Consider the following 16,114-nt stretch of genomic DNA (forward strand, 5'->3'; position numbering starts at 1 on the left):
GGCGGCCCGGAGATCCGGGCCGCCGGGGGGCAGCTGCCGTACGCGGAGCACCGGGGGAGGCCCCCGCACCCGCCCCGGGTCAGAACAGCCGCAGCTTGTCGTCCTCGATGCCGCGCATCGCGTCGTAGTCGAGGACCAGACACCCGATCCCGCGGTCCGTCGCCAGCACCCGCGCCTGCGGCTTGATCTCCTGCGCCGCGAACACCCCCCGCACCGGGGCCAGATGCGGATCGCGGTTGAGCAGCTCCAGATAACGGGTCAGCTGTTCCACCCCGTCGATGTCGCCCCGCCGCTTCAGCTCCACGGCCACCGTCGCGCCGTCCGCGTCCCGGCACAGGATGTCGACCGGGCCGATCGCCGTCGGGTACTCGCGGCGGATGAGGGTGTAGCCCTCGCCCATCGTCTCGATGCGGTCGGCGAGCAGCTCCTGGAGGTGCGCCTCCACCCCGTCCTTGATGAGCCCCGGGTCGACACCCAGCTCGTGGGACGAGTCGTGGAGGACCTCCTCCATCGTGATGATCAGTTTCTCGCCCGCTTTGTTCACCACGGTCCAGACGCCCTCGCTGTCGTCGGCGCCCTCCTTCAGGGTGCACGGAGGGGACATCCAGTTGAGAGGTTTGTACGCCCGGTCGTCGGCGTGGATCGAGACGCTGCCGTCCGCCTTCACCAGGATCAGACGGGGGGCGGAGGGCAGGTGGGCAGTGAGCCGGCCCGCGTAGTCGACGGAGCAACGGGCGATGACGAGACGCATGGTCGGCAACGCTACTCGACGACCGGTGGTCCACGCGATTCCCGCACCCGCCCCGGCACCCCCCTGACGGACGCCGATCGGGCTTGCCCCTCTTTGCGACCGTTCGTTGGTGGCCGGTTGTGGTCCCAATCTCCTGGTGCGGCCCGGACTGCGCCCTTACCGTGTAAGCAGGAGGTCGCCGTCTGTGTACGCAGCGTCGCCGCCCCGCCCTGCCCGTAAGACCCCGGTCACCCGTCGGGGTCGCGAGAGGAGAACCCATGTCGCTCGACGTCTCACCGGCGCTGTTGGAACAGGCCGAGCGAGGCGAGGTCGACGAAGCCGACTTCGTCGACTGCGTCCGGACCTCCCTGCCCTTCGCATGGGAGATGATCAGCTCTCTGGTGGCACAGCTGAAGGTCGACGGCGGAGAGTTCGCCGACAACCAGACGCCGCCGCCGGACGAGCAGGCACGTGGTCAGCTGCTGCGCGCGCTCGCGAGTGATGCGATACGCGGCGCACTGCAGCGGCACTTCGGAGTGCGCCTCGCATTCCAGAACTGCCACCGCGTCGCGGTGTTCCCGCTGGACGCCTCGGTCGACGAGCGCCTTGCCCGATTCACCTCGGTGAGGGGCCAGTTGCTCAACCAGTCGCCCGAACTACGGGACTGCTGAACGCTTCTGCTGCCGCTTCGGGCCGCGGGAGGTGCAACTGGCTCCGGAGCGGCAGCTCCCGTACCACCGCACCACCAGGACGACCAGCGTGAACGGGTCACTTCAGCAACGGCAGCACTTCCGTGCCCAGCCGCTGCACATTCGTCTCCGTCGCCGCGAGATCGCCCGAGCCCTCCACCATGAGGGCGAAGCGGGTGATGCCCGTGCGCTCCGCCGTGGCCGCCAGCCGGTCCGCGGCGAAACGGGGCGGGCCCACCGGATGCATCCCGCACAGGAACTCCGTGTACGCGACGGGGTCGCGCATCACCCGATGGCGGCCGTCGACCGTCACATGGGCGCCGAGCCCCTGCCTCAGCCACCCCGGCATCGCCTTCACGAGCGTCTCCACGGCGTCGGCGGGACGGTCGGCGATCTCGGCCACCCCTGCGGACACATGTGCTACCCGCTCCACGACCTCCGCCGGCTGGCCGGCCTCACGGGCGGCCGAACGCCACAGCGCGACCATGCCGGCCTTCTCCTCGTCGCCGCAATGCATCCCCAGGAGCATCGGCAAACCCTTCTCGGCGGCGAGTTTCACGCTTTTCGGCGAGGTGCACGCGACGACCACCTCGGGCCCCGGCGGGCCGTCCCCGAGGAGCTCGTCTGCCCGGGGGACCACCGCGACCTCGCGGAAGCCGTACCGCTCCCCGCCGCCCGCCACCCGCGGCGAGGCCAGCCACTCCAGCAGCAGGTCCAACGCCTCGGGGAAGCCCGTCTCGTACGCGTCGAGACCGCCGCCGAACACCTCCAGATCGACCCACGGGCCGCCGCGCCCGACCCCGAGGGAGAACCGTCCGCCGCTGGTCAGGTGCAGCAGGGCGGCCTGTTCGCCGAGCATCACCGGGTGCTGGTTGGGCAGGACGCTCACCGCCGTGCCCACCCGGATCCTGCGGGTGCGGCCGAGCAGCAGGGCGGCCAGCGTCGTGGCCGAGGGACACACCCCGTACGGCACGAAGTGGTGCTCCGCCAGCCAGACGGAGTCGAGTCCCGACTCCTCCGCGACCTCGGCGGACCGGACGGCCCGGTGCAGGGCCTCGCCCTGTCCCTGGCCCGGGAACTGGGCCGCCAGTACGAATGTTCCTACGCGCATCGCCTACTGCCTCCTTACGGCTGACGCGGCTTCCCCCTACCGGCAACAACGTCTGACACGTGCCAAAGGCACGGTCCACGGCGAAGTTGTTGCGATTTTCCGGTAACCCACCCGCCCCTCCAGTGCTCACCGGCCCCGCACGCCCCTCTGTCCACAGCCGATGCCTCTAGGCTGGACGGGACGTTATGCCCGTTCCGGCCCCGTGAGGTGTCCCGTGTCCCCGCGCCGCAACCGCCCCCGAGGCGGCGAGAGTCCCACCGGCAACGCAGCGGGTGCGGGTGAACGGTACGGCGGGGGCGGCCTCACCGAGAGCTGGCAGGGCGAGGAGTGGTCGGTGCGCCCGGTGAGCGGCGCGAGCGCCGCGGGCAAGCGCTACCGCTGCCCCGGCTGCGACCAGGAGATCCCGTCCGGGGTCCCGCACCTCGTCGCCTGGTCCGAGTACGGCGGGGTCGACGACCGCAGGCACTGGCACAAGGCCTGCTGGAACGCGAAGGACCGCCGCACCACCCGGGTGCAGCGGTCCAGGAACGCCCCGCGCCACTGAGCGGGACGCCGTCGCGTCAGACGTCCCGGCCGTTCAGCGCCGCGAAGGCGCCGGCCATGGCCACCGCCGTCACGCCGACGACGATCCACAGCGGATCCCAGCCCGACGGACCCGACGCCGCGACCGACACGTTGTACATCGCGCCGATCTGGTTGGGGATGGAGTACTCGAACAGCGCCTTCCGCACCGAGGCCAGGGACGGCGAGAACATGAACATCGCCAGGACCAGCGGGAGCAGCACCACCGCGATCATGATCGTGATGGCCCCCGCCGAGTGCCGGACGATCGCTCCGACGGCGAGCGACAGCAGCCCGAGGGTGGCGACGTAGAGCCCGATCCCCACCGTGGAGCGCAGCCAGAACCCGGTGTCGGGGGTGGCGCCGTCCAGCATGGCCGTCTGGAGCACGCCGACGATCCCGGTGGTCACCGTGGTGATCGTGAAGGTGAGCAGGAAGAAGACGACCGACTTCGCGACCAGGATCCGCGCCCGGCTGGGGCAGGCGGTCAGCGTCGTACGGATCATGCCGGTGCTGTACTCCGACGCGATGGTCAGCACTCCGAGAGTGATCACACAGATCGAGCCGAGCAGCACACCGAAGAAGCCGAGCGTGAGCACGGGGGTGTCGTCCATGGGGGCGTCCGACAGGCTCACCACGAGCGCGGTGAGCAGCCCGATGCCGATCAGCAGCACGATCATCACGCCGAGGGTCCACATCGTGGAGCGCACCGAGCGGATCTTCGTCCACTCGGACGCGATCGCGTCACCGAGACCCGGGGTCCGCACGGGGATCGGCGAGGAGTAGAGGCCGGCGGTACCGCCCGGGCCCGCCGGCTGCTGCTCGGGGGCCTGGTGCGCCTGCGGCGGAGGCATCGTCATCGGGGGTCCTCGTCGGTGGTGGGCGCGGGCTGCTCCGCGGCGGGTGCGGGTGCCGGTGCGGCGTACGGGTTCTGTCCCGGGGGCGGCGGGGCGTACCAGCCCTGCTGCGGGACCTCCGGCGGGGGCTGCTGCGCCGGGTAGGGCTGTCCGGGACCGGGGTGGCCGTAGGGGGGCGGCGGGGGCTGCAGGCCCTCCTTGGCGTCCTCCGTCGAGCGGTAGTCCACGGCGCCCTGCGTCATCCGCATGTACGCCTCCTCCAGCGAGGCCTGGTGCGGGGAGAGCTCCCACAGCCGGACGTCCGCCCCGTGGGCCAGCTCGCTGATCCGGGGCAGCGGGAGACCGGTGACCCGCAGCGCGCCGTCCGGCTCCGGCATGACCCGGCCGCCCGCCTCGGTGAGCGAGGCCGTCAGCTTCTCCCGGTGCTCCGGCGGACCGTCCGGGACGCGGACCCGGGCGAAGTCGGCGGAGTTCGCCGAGATGAAGTCGCTGACGCTCATGTCGGAGAGGAGCCGGCCGCGGCCGATCACGATCAGGTGGTCGGCGGTGAGGGCCATCTCGCTCATCAGATGGCTGGACACGAAGACCGTGCGGCCCTCCGAGGCGAGCCGCTTCATCAGGTTCCTGACCCAGAGGATGCCCTCCGGGTCCAGCCCGTTGACCGGCTCGTCGAAGAGCAGCACCTGCGGGTCGCCCAGCAGCGCCGCCGCGATCCCGAGCCGCTGGCCCATGCCCAGCGAGAAGCCGCGGGAGCGCTTCTTCGCCACGTCCTGCAGGCCGACGACGCCGAGGACCTCGTCCACCCGCGCCGCCGGGATGCCCGCCAGCTGGGCCAGGCTCAGCAGGTGGTTGCGCGCGCTGCGCCCGCCGTGCACGGCTTTGGCGTCGAGCAGCGCGCCCACCTGGCGCGGGGCGTTGGGCAGACTGCGGAAGGCGTGCCCGCCGATCGTCACGTGCCCGGACGTCGGCCGGTCCAGGCCCAGCATCATGCGCATGGTGGTGGACTTGCCCGACCCGTTGGGACCGAGGAACCCCGTCACGGCCCCGGGCCGCACCTGGAAGGAAAGGTCGTACACGGCCGTCTTCGCGCCGTAGCGCTTGGTCAGGCCGACTGCCTCGATCATTCTGCAGCCCCATCGGCTTGTCCGTCGTCGGGGCCCAGGCCTCCTGCCGCGCGCCCCCGTCAAGAGTTAGGAGGATAACCAGCCGCGGGCGGTTCCGGCCAAGTCGTCGCGCGGAGCGCCGGCGCCCCCGGCGCCGCTCAGGCGTCCCGCTTCCGCAGCACGAGGTAGCCGCCGATCAGTGCCGCCACCACCCACAGCGCCATGATCCCGAGCCCGGCCCACGGCCCGTACGGCGCCGGGTCGCTGTTCATCGCGTCCGGCACCACCTGCATGATCTTGGAGCCCGCCCGGTCGGGGAAGTACCGGGCCACGTTCTTGGCCACCGGGACCGCGGACAGGATCTGCGAGACGAGGAAGAAGAACGGCATCAGGATGCCCAGGGACAGCATGGAGCTGCGCAGCATCGTGGCCACGCCCATCGAGAAGACCGCGATCAGGCCCATGTAGATGCCGCCGCCGACGACCGCGCGCAGCACGTTGTCCGCGCCGAGGTCCGTGCCGCGGTCCCCGAGCAGGGCCTGGCTCAGGAAGAAGGTCACGAAGCTGGTGGCCAGGCCGACGACCAGGGCCAGGACCCCGGCGACCGCGATCTTGCTGAAGAGGAACGTCCCGCGCCCGGGGACGGCCGCCAGCGAGGTGCGGATCATGCCCGAGCTGTACTCGGTGCCCACCACGAGGACTCCGAAGACGACCATCGCCAGCTGCCCGAGGACCATCCCGGAGAAGCTCACGAACGTCGGGTCGAAGGTGGCCCGCTCGGCGGCGGAGAGGTCGTCGAACTGGCTGTTCAGCAGCGCGCTCAGAGCCGCACCCATGGCGACGGTCACGAGGAAGGCGCTGATCAGCGTCCAGGTCGTCGAGGAGACCGTACGGATCTTGGTCCACTCGGAATTCAGGACCGCGGGTACCGATGCCATCGCTGTCACACCCCCGTCGTACGGTCGCCGGCCGTGTCGCCGGGCTGCTGCTGGTCCCACTGCTCGCCCCACTGCGGGCCCGCCGGGGGCGGCGGGGCGCCGGTGCGGTCGGAATGGGCGTGGTACTCCACGGATCCCGCCGTCATCTGCATGAAGGCCTCCTCCAGGGAGGCCCGCTGGGCGCTGAGCTCGTGCAGCACGATCCCGTGCCGTCCGGCCAGCTCCCCGAGCCGCTCCGGGGCCTCGCCGTCGATCTCCAGGGTCCCGTTGCCCGCCTCGACCGCGACGACGCCCTCCGCGTGCAGCAGGTCGCGCAGCCGCTCGTGCTCGGGGGAGCGCAGCCGCACGAAGCTCCGCGAGTTCTCCCGGATGAAGTCGGCCATCGAGGTGTCCGCGAGCAGCCTGCCCTGGCCGATCACGATCAGGTGGTCCGCGGTCAGCGCCATCTCGCTCATCAGGTGCGAGGAGACGAAGATCGTCCGGCCTTCCGCCGCGAGGGTCTTCATCAGGTTCCTGATCCAGTGGATCCCCTCCGGATCCAGTCCGTTGACGGGCTCGTCGAACATCAGGATCTCGGGGTCGCCGAGGAGCGCCGCCGCGATGCCCAGCCGCTGGCCCATGCCGAGGGAGAAGCCCTTGGACTTCTTCCGCGCCACGGCGCTCAGGCCGACCGTGTCCAGCACCTGTGTGACCCGGTCGGCCGGGATGTTGTTGCTCTGGGCGAGGCACAGGAGGTTGTTGTACGCGCTGCGCCCGCCGTGCATCGACTTGGCGTCCAGCAGGGCCCCGATGTGCTTGAGGGGCTCGTGGAGCCGGCGGTAGGGCCGGCCGTCGATCCGCACCGTGCCGCTGGTCGGGTTGTCGAGGTCGAGCATCATCCGCATGGTCGTGGACTTGCCCGCCCCGTTCGGGCCGAGGAATCCCGTGACCATCCCCGGTCTGACCCGGCATGACAGGTGGTCGACGGCAATCTTGTTGCCGAAGCGTTTGGTGAGGCCGTCGAGCTCGATCATGGGCTCACGCTAGAACGGCCGCGCGCCCGGCGCCACCACACGGGCGGAACCGGGCGCGCAAGGGGTACAGCTGCTGTAGGCGCTGTCGCTCTCGCTCAGCGGGTCTGCTGGGCGGGGACCCCGCGGGTGGCGGACTCGTCCTCCACCGGGGCACCGGCGGCGGCGACCGCGGCACCCGTCAGCGTCGCCAGCATCTCGCGGACGTTGGTGAGCTGGGCGTTGATCGAGTCGCGGCGGTTGGTGAGCGCCGCCAGCTCGCGCTCCGACTCGCTGCGGATCCGGTCGGCCTTGGCGTTCGCGTCGGCCACGATGTCCTCGGCCTGGCGCTGCGCGGTCTCCACCGTCTGGCGGGCCCGGCGCTCGGCGTCCGTGCGGAGCTTCTCGGCCTCCAGGCGGAGCTGCTCGGCGCGGTGCTCGATCTCGGCGAGGCGCTTCTCGGCCTTGGCCTGACGGGACGCGAGGTCGCGCTCCGACTGCTCGCGGCGCTTGGCGAGGTTCGTCTCGAAGTCCGCGGCGGCCTGGGCGGCCTTGGCGCGGGTCTCCTCGAAGAGGGCGTCCGCCTCCTCGCGCTTCTGCTGGGCGTCCTTCTGGGCGTCGGAGCGGAGCGTGGTCGCTTCGCCCTTGGCCTTCTCGACGATGCGGACGCCCTCGTCCTCGGCCTTCGCCTTGCGCTCCGCGGCGAAGGTCTCCGCGTCGTTGCGCACCTGCTGGGCGGCCGACTCGGCCAGCTCGCGGTGCTGCTCGGCGGCGCGGCGGGCCTCCTCGCGGAGGTCCTTCGCCTCCTCCTCGGCGAGGCGGAGGATCTTCTCGACGCGGGCGCCGAGCCCGGCGTACGACGGCTCGGCGTCGTTGACCTGGGCCTGGGCGTTCTGCGTCTCGAGGTGGAGCTCCTCGATGCGCTTTTCCAGAGAGGTGATGCGGGCGAGCGCGCTGTCACGGTCGGCGACGAGTTTGTTGATGCGGTCGTCCACCTGACCGCGGTCGTATCCACGTCGCACGAGCTCGAAGCCGAAGGGGGAGGAAGGGTCGCTCATGGGGTTCCTGTCGAATGAGACCGGTGAGGTGTTAGAGGGAATCCTAGGGGCCGGAGCGGCGTGTCAACGTGAAGATGCCGCTTTGATATGGAGAATGACACCCCTTTTGAGTGGCTGACCCCCGGAGCGCTTGTGATCCGAAGGGTTGAATGTTCATGGCGAAACTCATGGGGCGCTACCCGTCCGACGCCTTGCCGCCCGATCTGGTACCGGCCGCCGCACCGGCCTTGACGCTCGCGGCACCGCCGCCCGACGCCTTGCCCGCCCCGCCCGGAGCCTCGAAAGATTCCAACGCTTCGAGGACGTCCTGGACACGGGAGATCTCCGTATTGATGTCCTCGCGCCTGCGGACCAGCAGGTCCAGCTCCTTGCGTCCCTCGTCGACCGTCTGCTTCGCCTCGGCCTCCGCGTCGGCGCGCAACTTCTCGGCGACCCGGGTCAGTTCGGCCTTCTTGGTCTCGGCCTCCTTGAGGAGCGACTCGGCGCGCTTCACGGCGGCGATACGGACCTTGCTCGCCTCCGAATTCGCTTCCGCCAGCAGCTCCTTGGCCTTGGCCTCGGCCTCCGCGCGCTGTTCCGTCGCGGCCTTCATCAGCTTGTCGACGCGCTCGCCCGCCGTCTTCATCTGCTCGGAGGTCTCGCGCCGGGCGCGCTCGTGCAGGGCCTCGATCTCGCCCTCGATACGGGTCCTGAGCTCCTCCGCCCGCTCCCGGTTGGCGGTGGCGTCCCGGCGGGCGCCGACGAGCAGCTCGTCCGCGTCCGTACGGGCCCGCTCCACCAGGGAGTTGCCCTCGACGGTGGCCTCGGAGGTGATCCGGACGGCCTCGTTGCGCGCGGCGCCGACCATCCGGTCGGCCTGCTCCTCCGCCTCGGTGGCGGCGCGCAGCGCTTCCTCCCGGGCCTTCTCGACGAGCTGGTCGGCCTGTTCGGCGGCGTCCGCACGACGCTTCGCCGCGGCCTTCCGCGCCTCGTCCAGCAGCCGGTCCGCCTCCTCGCGGGCCTCCGTGCGCAGTTGCTCCGCGGCGGACTCCGCGTCGGCCCGCAGCCGCTCCGACTCCTCGCGGGTGCGTGCCGCGTGCTCCTGCGCCGAACCGACGGTCTGCGCCGCCTCCGCCCGCAGCCGCTCCGCCTCGTCGGACGCCTCGCCGACGAAGCGCTCGGACTGCTCGGCGGCCTCGGTGCGGACCCGCTCGCTCTCGGTCGTCGCCTCCGCCATGAGCCGGTCGGCCTGGGTCGCGGCCTCGGACCGGATGCGGTTGGCGTCCTCCCGGGCCTCGGCACGGGCACGCGAGGCGTCCTGCTCGGCCGACGCGAGGGCGTCGGAGGCCTCCGTACGGACCCGCTGGCTGTACTCGGAGCTGTCCGAGCGCACCTTCTCCGACTCGGTGATGGCCTCGGACACGGTCCGCTCGGCCAGGGCCTTCGCGGCCTCCGACTCCTCGTGCGCGACCCGGCGGACGCGGTTGGCGTCCTCGGTGGCCCGCTCGCGCTCGGCGTAGGCGTCGGACCTGACCCGGTCCGCCTCCTCCTGGGCCTCGGTCCGCGTCCGTTCCGCCGCTTCCTCGGCGGCCGACCGCAGCCCGGTGATCTCCTCCTCGGCCTGCTCCTGCAGTCCGGAGACGGAGTCCCGCACCTGCTGGGCGCTCTGCTCGGCGGCGGAGACCAGCTCGGCGGCCCGGCTCTCGGCCTCCTCGACCAGCCGGGTGGCCTCGGCCTGCGCCTCCTCGACGCGCTTGCGGGCCGAGGCGAGGAGCTCCTCGCTCTGCTCGCGGGCCCGCTCGCGCTCCTGCTCCGCCTCCGCGCGGGCGGAGTCGAGCGCCTCCTCGGCGGAGCGCCGCCTGCGGTTGGCCTCCTCCTGCGCGGCGGCCAGTGCCTCGGCGGCCTCCGTGCCGACCCGCTCGGCGGCGGCGGCGGCCTCGGAGCGCACCCGGTCGGCCTTCTCCTGCGCCTCGGTCTTCAGCCGCTCCGCCTCGGCGGCGGCCTCGCTGCGCAGCCGTACGGCCACGGTCTCGCCCTCGGCGCGGGACCGCGCGGCGTCGGCGGCCGCCTCGGTACGCAGCCGCTCCACCTCGGCGGCGGCCTGCTCCTGGAGCGTACGCAGCCGTTCGGCCGCCTCGGCGCGGAGCCGCTCGGACTCCTCGCCCGTCTCCCGGCGGATCCGCTCGGCCTCGGTGCGCGCCTCGCCGAGCGCCTCCTCGGCGGCGGTCACCCGGGACTCGGCCTCGGTGTGCAGCCGGGTCAGCTCCTCGGCCGCCTCGGCCTTGCGGGCCTCGACCCCGCGCTCGGTCTCCTCGCGCAGCTCGCCGGCCGCCTTCTCCGCCGCGGCGGTCAGGGCGGCGGCCTGCTCCTCCGCCTCGGCGCGCAGCTTCTCCGCCTCGGCGCGGCTGCGTTCCAGCCCTTCCTCGGCCTGCTTGCGCAGCGTCGCGGCACGCTCGGCCGCCTCGGCCCTGACCCGCTCGCTCTCGGTGCCCGCGGAGGTCCGCAGCTCCTCGGCGTCGGACTTGGCCTCGGTGAGCAGCTCCTCGGCGGTGCGGGCACCCTCCTCCAGCTGCTGGACGGCCTCGCGGCGGGCCTCGCCCCGGATCCGCTCGCCCTCGGCCACGGCCTCGGAGCGGAGCTGCTCGGCCTCGCCGCGGAGCCGGCGCGCCTCCTCCTGCAGCTCGACGGTCTTGGCCCGGTACTCCTTGGTGTCGTCCTTGGCCGCGCCCTTGAGCTGGTCGGCCTGCTCGGCGGCCTCGCCGCGCAGCCGGTCGGCCTCGGCCTCGGCCTCACGGCGGATCCGGTCGGCCTCCTCGCCGGCCGCCCTGGTGGTCGACCTGGCGTCCTCGGAGGCCTTGGTCAGGACCTCCTCGGCGCTCCGGGCCGCCTTCGCGAGCTGTGCGGCGGCGTCCTCGGCGGCCACGGTGCGGGCCTTCTCGGCGGCCTCGGCGACCACCCGCTCGGCCTCCGCGCGGGCGTCGACGAGGGCCTGCTCGGCCTCTTCCTTGAGCGTCTCGGACTGCTTGGTGGCCTCGCCCACCAGCCGGGCGATCTCGGACTTGGCCGTACGGGTGCGCTGCTCGTTCTGCGACTCCGCGGCGCTCAGCCGCTTGGCCGCGGCCTCCTTCGCCTCCGCGAGGACCTTCTCGGCCTCCAGCCGGGCCTCGCGCAGCCGGGTCTCGGCCTCCTGGGCGCGCTGTTCGGCGGTGCGGTTCAGCTCCGCGGTCTGCTGCCGCGTCTGCTGGGTCTCGGCGGTGGCCGTCGCGCGGAGCCGCTCGGCGTGACCGGTGGCCTCCTGCGCCTGCGAGGAGGCGGCCTCCAGCAGCCGCTCGGCGTCCCTGCGGGCCCGCAGCAGCGTGGCCTCCGCCTCGCCGCGGGCCGACTCCGCCTCGGAGCCGAGCCGCTGGCGGGTCTCGTCGGCGAGCCGGGCCGCCTCGGAGCGGGCGGCGGACAGCGACTGCTCGGCCTCCGTGCGCGACTCGTCCAGCAGACGGCGGGCCTGGGCCTCGGTCCTGGCCCGCAGCTGCTCGGCCCAGGCGACGTTCTCGTTGACGTGCGACTCGACGGTCTGCCGGCGTTCCGCCAGCTCCTGGTCGAGACGCTGGCGCCGCTGGACCGCCTCGGTGTGCAACTCGGCCTGGAGGCGGGCCTGGTGCTCCGCGTGCTCCTGAAGGATCCGCTGCGTCTGCGCCCGGGCCTCGCGCAGCTCGCGCTCGGCGTCCGTGCGCAGCTGGTCCGCCTGGGCCTGGGCGTTGCGGAGCATCTGTTCGGCCTGGTAGCCGATGTCCGCGCCGTCGTGCGCGGGACGGATCGCCAGAGCGCGCCGTGCCTCGTGCAGCTTGGCGCGCAGGACCTCGACCTGGTAACCGAGGTCCTCGGCGTGCTGGACGGCCTTCTCCCGGTCGGTCTTCAGCCGGTCCATCTCGGCTTCGAACCGCGAGAGATGGTCGTCGTCAGCCCGGTGGCTCTGCTGGCTCTCGTAGCCCCGCACTGCGCGGTCCCATCCTTCCCCGAGCTCTCAACTTCTTCCCCGAGCTCTCCACTTGGTTCGAGCAGGGGATGCCCCACTGAGCAGGGGGAGACCCCGGCCCTGGTCGCAATCCTCCGTACGAGGACCGCCCGCCGGCGAGCGGTCCCCCGGGGAATGGTGACAGATCAACGGTGAGGACGCGTCGCGGCCCCGACCCGGCCCCGGCCCGGAACCGCCCACTCTACCGGGCCGGGTATGGGTCGGGTCAGTGCTCCGCGGCCGAGGTGACCAGTTCGGTCAGGACGCCGTGGCAGTCCTTGGGGTGGAGGAAGGTGATCCGGGAGCCCATGGACCCGGTCCTGGGCTCGTCGTACAGCACCCGGACGCCCTTCCCGCGGATGTCCGCGGCCTCCCCGTCGACGTCCGCCGTACCGAAGGCGATGTGGTGCACGCCCTCGCCGTTCTTCGCCAGCCACTTGCCGACGGCCGAGTCCTCCCGGGTCGGCTCCAGCAGCTGGAGGTAGGACGCCCCGCCGTCCGAGGTGCCGTTGATCCTCAGCATGGCCTCCCGGACGCCCTGCTCCTCGTTGACCTCGGTGTGGTGCACCTCGAAGCCGTAGGTCGCGCGGTAGAACTCCACCGTCCTGTCGAGATCGAAACAGGCGATTCCGATGTGGTCGATTCGCGTCAGCATGGGACCAGTGCAGCGCTCCGGCGATGGTTACGCAACGTGCGCGCGATCACACCGACAGCCGGATGACGGGCGCCGTACCGCTCAGTACATTCGGGTAAACCCTCGTTCACCACCGATCCCAAGGGGCCGCGCCCATGTCAGGAACGACCGGAACCACCTCAGTGATCGTCGCGGGCGCCCGTACGCCCATGGGCCGTCTCCTCGGATCCCTGAAGAACTTCTCCGGGGCCGACCTCGGAGGCGTCGCCATCAAGGCGGCGCTGGACCGTGCCGGGATCGGCGGCGACCAGGTCGAGTACGTGATCATGGGCCAGGTGCTCCAGGCCGGGGCCGGGCAGATCCCGGCACGCCAGGCTGCGGTCAAGGCCGGGATCCCGCTGGACGTGCCCGCGCTCACGGTGAACAAGGTGTGCCTGTCGGGTCTCGACGCGATCGCCCTGGCGGACCAGCTGATCCGCGCCGGCGAGTTCGACGTCGTGGTGGCCGGCGGCCAGGAGTCCATGACCAACGCCCCGCACCTGCTGCCGAAGTCCCGCGGGGGATACAAGTACGGCGCGGTCGAGGTGCTCGACTCGATGGCCTACGACGGGCTGACGGACGCCTACGAGAACATCCCGATGGGCGAGTCCACCGAGAAGCACAACACCCGCCTGGGCCTGGGCCGCGCCGAGCAGGACGAGATCGGCGCCCTGTCCCACCAGCGGGCCGCCGCCGCCCGGGAGAACGGTGTCTTCGAGGCCGAGATCACCCCGGTCGAGATCCCGCAGCGCAAGGGCGACCCGGTGCTGTTCGCGCAGGACGAGGGCATCCGCCCCGAGACGACGGCCGAGTCCCTCGGGAAGCTGCGGCCCGCCTTCACCCGGGACGGCACAATCACGGCGGGCACCTCCTCGCAGATCTCCGACGGCGCCGCCGCCGTCGTGGTGATGAGCCGGGCCAAGGCCGAGGAGCTGGGCCTGGAGTGGATCGCCGAGATCGGCGCCCACGGCAACGTCGCCGGCCCGGACAACTCGCTCCAGTCGCAGCCGTCCAACGCCATCCGGCACGCCCTGAAGAAGGAGGGCATCGGCGTCGAGGACCTCGACCTCATCGAGATCAACGAGGCCTTCGCGGCCGTCGCGGTCCAGTCCATGAAGGACCTCGGCGTCACCTCCGACAAGGTCAACGTGAACGGCGGCGCGATCGCGCTCGGCCACCCCATCGGCATGTCCGGCGCCCGGGTGGTCCTCCACCTCGCGCTGGAGCTGCAGCGGCGCGGCGGCGGCACCGGGGCGGCGGCGCTGTGCGGCGGCGGCGGCCAGGGCGACGCGTTGATCATCCGCGTACCGGGCAAGTAGACACCGTACGAGCGAGCGAGGAGGCCGCGTGAAGGTGGACGTCCCCACCCTGGTCGAGCAGGCACGTGAGGGCAGGCCGCGTGCGGTGGCCCGGCTCATCTCCCTGGTGGAGGGGGCCTCACCGCAGCTGCGGGAGGTGATGGCGGCGATGGCACCGCTCGCGGGCCACGCCTACGTCGTCGGCCTGACCGGATCGCCGGGTGTCGGGAAGTCCACCTCGACCTCGGCGCTGGTCTCCGCCTACCGCAAGGCGGGCAGACGGGTCGGGGTCCTCGCCGTCGACCCCTCGTCACCGTTCTCCGGCGGGGCGCTGCTCGGCGACCGGGTCCGGATGTCGGAGCACGCGTCCGACCCGGGCGTCTACATCCGCTCCATGGCCACCCGGGGCCATCTGGGGGGCCTCGCGTGGTCGGCGCCGCAGGCGATCCGGGTGCTGGACGCGGCGGGCTGCGACGTGATCCTCGTGGAGACCGTGGGGGTCGGCCAGTCGGAGGTGGAGATCGCCTCCCAGGCCGACACCTCCGTCGTCCTCCTCGCGCCCGGCATGGGCGACGGGATCCAGGCGGCCAAGGCCGGGATCCTGGAGATCGGCGACGTGTACGTCGTCAACAAGGCCGACCGGGACGGGGCGGACGCCACCGCCCGCGAGCTCAACCACATGCTGGGCCTGGGGGAGACCCGTGCGCCCGGCGACTGGCGGCCGCCGATCGTGAAGACCGTCGCCGCCCGCGGCGAGGGCCTCGACGAGGTGGTCGAGGCCCTGGAGAAGCACCGGGCGTGGATGGAGGAGCACGGCGTCCTGGCCGGACGGCGCACCGCCCGTGCGGCCCGCGAGGTCGAGACGATCGCCGTCACCGCCCTCCGCGAGCGGATCGCCGATCTGCACGGCGACCGCCGGCTGGAGGCGCTCGCGGAACGGATCGTGGCCGGGGTGCTCGACCCGTACGCGGCGGCGGACGAGCTGGTCGCGGGGCTCACCGGCGGAAACTGACGGCCCCCGGGGCGGCCGTCCGGGGGCCCGCCCGGGTCCGCGGACGACCTGCGCCCGCTCCCCGTGCCGCCCGCTCCCGTCTCTTCGGTGCCGCCCCGTTCCTCGTGCCGCCCTGCGCGTGGCTTCCGGCGGCGCGGGGAGATCCCGCGACGCCGTCACTGCCCGCCGCCTGTCCGGACGGGCGGCGGGCGGACAGGCCCACCGGTGGGGACGGCCGGGTCCGGCCCGACCCACCGGCAGGACCGACCGGCCTGACCCACCGGGCGGGCCGGACCGACAGGCTGGACGGGACGGCAGGACCGACCGGCAGGACCGACCGGCAGGACCGACCGGCAGGACCGATCGGACGGCCCGTCCGGACAGCTCGGCCGCGGCTCGGCCCGAGCCGTGCAGGCCGACCGGACAGCTCGGCCCGAGCCGGCCCGGCCGGCTGACGGTCAGTCGTCGGACTCGGCGCGGTCCGCGGTGACCTTGCCGGTCCGCGCGTCCACGTGCAGCTCGTGCCGTTCGCCGTTCCCGCCCGTCACCTCGACCTCCCAGTGCGGCGTCCGCCCGGCGCGGCCGTCGTCCTCGTGGTCGTCGTCCAGGTCCACGGACGTCACCGTGCCCGGCCGTGCGTCGAGGGCCGCCCGGACGGCCGCGTCCAGGGAGACCGCGGCGGAGCGGGCCGCGCGCCCCTCGTGGTCGTCGCCCTCGTCGGTGGTGTCGTCCTTGCGGTCGGACAGCACCTTCCCGTCCGCCGCGTCCACCGTCACCTCGTGCCGGACCCGGTCGGAGCCGTACACGTCGAGCTCCCAGACGGCACGGCCGTCCTCGTCGTCCCGCTCGGCCTCGGTGACGGTGCCCGGGGCGGCCTTCAGCGCGGCGGCGACGGCCTCGTCGAGACCGGCCCGGCCGGCCGTCGCCGGCTTCCCGGCGGCTGCGCCGTCCCCGGCGGAGCGGTCCGCGGACGCCGTCCGGTCGTCCTTCGCGCCCTTCGCGGCGTCGTCGGAGTCGGCGAAGGCGGCGGTCGTGACGAGTCCGCCGCCGACGAGTACGGCCGCGGTGAGGGTGGCGACGGCGATGTTGCGCTTCATGGTGGTTCCTCCCCGATGGGTGGTGTGCTGC

General features: G+C 72.8%; 14 protein-coding genes. 4 read left to right on the forward strand and 10 right to left on the reverse strand.

The genetic code is table 11. The features are described from left to right. Nucleotides 1-79 precede the first annotated feature (79 nt). Nucleotides 80-751: an endonuclease NucS gene (gene nucS / locus ABZ172_RS09920; protein WP_356882081.1), complete on the reverse strand. Its 672-nt coding sequence runs from the start codon at nucleotides 749-751 to the stop codon at nucleotides 80-82. 257 nt (nucleotides 752-1,008) lie between these two features. Between nucS and ABZ172_RS09925 the strand changes: the two genes are divergently transcribed. Next, the gene (locus ABZ172_RS09925) at nucleotides 1,009-1,401 is read left to right on the forward strand and encodes an SCO5389 family protein (RefSeq protein ID WP_030916014.1); all 393 of its coding nucleotides are present in this window, start codon (nucleotides 1,009-1,011) and stop codon (nucleotides 1,399-1,401) included. Between the two features lie 97 nt (nucleotides 1,402-1,498). Here the strand turns inward: ABZ172_RS09925 and ABZ172_RS09930 are convergent, their stop codons facing one another. Beyond that, nucleotides 1,499-2,530 (reverse strand): LLM class flavin-dependent oxidoreductase, encoded by a 1,032-nt coding sequence (locus ABZ172_RS09930; RefSeq protein WP_356882083.1) that lies wholly within the window; start codon nucleotides 2,528-2,530, stop codon nucleotides 1,499-1,501. 214 nt (nucleotides 2,531-2,744) lie between these two features. Between ABZ172_RS09930 and ABZ172_RS09935 the strand changes: the two genes are divergently transcribed. Further along, nucleotides 2,745-3,074: an ATP/GTP-binding protein gene (locus ABZ172_RS09935; protein ID WP_356882085.1), complete on the forward strand. Its 330-nt coding sequence runs from the start codon at nucleotides 2,745-2,747 to the stop codon at nucleotides 3,072-3,074. A 16-nt stretch (nucleotides 3,075-3,090) separates the two neighbouring features. Here ABZ172_RS09935 and ABZ172_RS09940 read toward each other — a convergent pair whose 3' ends face one another. The 7 genes from ABZ172_RS09940 to mce all read right to left on the reverse strand — a co-directional run bounded on the left by ABZ172_RS09940 (nucleotide 3,091) and on the right by mce (nucleotide 12,679). Continuing rightward, a complete protein-coding gene (locus tag ABZ172_RS09940) occupies nucleotides 3,091-3,951 on the reverse strand; it encodes an ABC transporter permease subunit (protein ID WP_356882087.1) in 861 nt (286 codons plus the stop codon). Next, complete coding sequence (locus tag ABZ172_RS09945; RefSeq protein ID WP_356882089.1) at nucleotides 3,948-5,072, reverse strand: ABC transporter ATP-binding protein; 1,125 nt, start codon at nucleotides 5,070-5,072, stop codon at nucleotides 3,948-3,950. Before ABZ172_RS09945 ends, ABZ172_RS09940 begins: the two co-directional genes overlap by 4 nt. Nucleotides 5,073-5,209: 137 nt before the next feature. Next, nucleotides 5,210-5,989 carry an ABC transporter permease subunit gene (locus tag ABZ172_RS09950; RefSeq protein ID WP_356882091.1) on the reverse strand — a complete coding sequence of 260 codons (780 nt, stop codon included), beginning with the start codon at nucleotides 5,987-5,989 and terminating at the stop codon, nucleotides 5,210-5,212. A gap of 5 nt (nucleotides 5,990-5,994) precedes the next feature. After that, nucleotides 5,995-7,002: an ATP-binding cassette domain-containing protein gene (locus ABZ172_RS09955; protein WP_356882093.1), complete on the reverse strand. Its 1,008-nt coding sequence runs from the start codon at nucleotides 7,000-7,002 to the stop codon at nucleotides 5,995-5,997. 95 nt (nucleotides 7,003-7,097) lie between these two features. Beyond that, nucleotides 7,098-8,036, reverse strand: a complete 939-nt coding sequence (locus tag ABZ172_RS09960; RefSeq protein ID WP_356882095.1) for a cellulose-binding protein — start codon at nucleotides 8,034-8,036, stop codon at nucleotides 7,098-7,100. Between the two features lie 175 nt (nucleotides 8,037-8,211). Next, nucleotides 8,212-12,006, reverse strand: coding sequence for a polarized growth protein Scy (scy, locus tag ABZ172_RS09965; protein ID WP_356882097.1), 3,795 nt, complete (start codon nucleotides 12,004-12,006; stop codon nucleotides 8,212-8,214). Nucleotides 12,007-12,250: 244 nt separating this feature from the next. Then, entirely contained in the window at nucleotides 12,251-12,679 is a 429-nt protein-coding gene (gene mce / locus ABZ172_RS09970; protein WP_356882099.1) for a methylmalonyl-CoA epimerase, read from the reverse strand. A 134-nt stretch (nucleotides 12,680-12,813) separates the two neighbouring features. On the opposite strand from mce, the gene ABZ172_RS09975 reads away from it, so the two are divergent. Continuing rightward, entirely contained in the window at nucleotides 12,814-14,016 is a 1,203-nt protein-coding gene (locus tag ABZ172_RS09975) for an acetyl-CoA C-acetyltransferase (protein ID WP_356882101.1), read from the forward strand. Between the two features lie 28 nt (nucleotides 14,017-14,044). Next, nucleotides 14,045-15,007 (forward strand): methylmalonyl Co-A mutase-associated GTPase MeaB, encoded by a 963-nt coding sequence (gene meaB, locus ABZ172_RS09980; RefSeq protein WP_356882103.1) that lies wholly within the window; start codon nucleotides 14,045-14,047, stop codon nucleotides 15,005-15,007. Between the two features lie 437 nt (nucleotides 15,008-15,444). Here meaB and ABZ172_RS09985 read toward each other — a convergent pair whose 3' ends face one another. Beyond that, entirely contained in the window at nucleotides 15,445-16,083 is a 639-nt protein-coding gene (locus ABZ172_RS09985) for a PepSY domain-containing protein (RefSeq protein ID WP_356882105.1), read from the reverse strand. Nucleotides 16,084-16,114 lie beyond the last annotated feature (31 nt).

The sequence above is a fragment of the Streptomyces sp. NPDC006296 genome (assembly GCF_040613235.1).
In the GTDB taxonomy this organism is placed as follows: Bacteria; Actinomycetota; Actinomycetes; order Streptomycetales; family Streptomycetaceae; genus Streptomyces.

What these genes read in the sequence shown, in the direction of transcription:
- nucS (WP_356882081.1), bottom strand. Translation starts at nt 751, where the DNA reads ATGCGTCTCGTCATCGCCCGTTGCTCCGTCGACTACGCGGGCCGGCTC.
- ABZ172_RS09925 (WP_030916014.1), top strand. Translation starts at nt 1,009, where the DNA reads ATGTCGCTCGACGTCTCACCGGCGCTGTTGGAACAGGCCGAGCGAGGC.
- ABZ172_RS09930 (WP_356882083.1), bottom strand. Translation starts at nt 2,530, where the DNA reads ATGCGCGTAGGAACATTCGTACTGGCGGCCCAGTTCCCGGGCCAGGGA.
- ABZ172_RS09940 (WP_356882087.1), bottom strand. Translation starts at nt 3,951, where the DNA reads ATGACGATGCCTCCGCCGCAGGCGCACCAGGCCCCCGAGCAGCAGCCG.
- ABZ172_RS09945 (WP_356882089.1), bottom strand. Translation starts at nt 5,072, where the DNA reads ATGATCGAGGCAGTCGGCCTGACCAAGCGCTACGGCGCGAAGACGGCC.
- ABZ172_RS09950 (WP_356882091.1), bottom strand. Translation starts at nt 5,989, where the DNA reads ATGGCATCGGTACCCGCGGTCCTGAATTCCGAGTGGACCAAGATCCGT.
- ABZ172_RS09955 (WP_356882093.1), bottom strand. Translation starts at nt 7,002, where the DNA reads ATGATCGAGCTCGACGGCCTCACCAAACGCTTCGGCAACAAGATTGCC.
- ABZ172_RS09960 (WP_356882095.1), bottom strand. Translation starts at nt 8,036, where the DNA reads ATGAGCGACCCTTCCTCCCCCTTCGGCTTCGAGCTCGTGCGACGTGGA.
- mce (WP_356882099.1), bottom strand. Translation starts at nt 12,679, where the DNA reads ATGCTGACGCGAATCGACCACATCGGAATCGCCTGTTTCGATCTCGAC.
- ABZ172_RS09975 (WP_356882101.1), top strand. Translation starts at nt 12,814, where the DNA reads ATGTCAGGAACGACCGGAACCACCTCAGTGATCGTCGCGGGCGCCCGT.
- ABZ172_RS09985 (WP_356882105.1), bottom strand. Translation starts at nt 16,083, where the DNA reads ATGAAGCGCAACATCGCCGTCGCCACCCTCACCGCGGCCGTACTCGTC.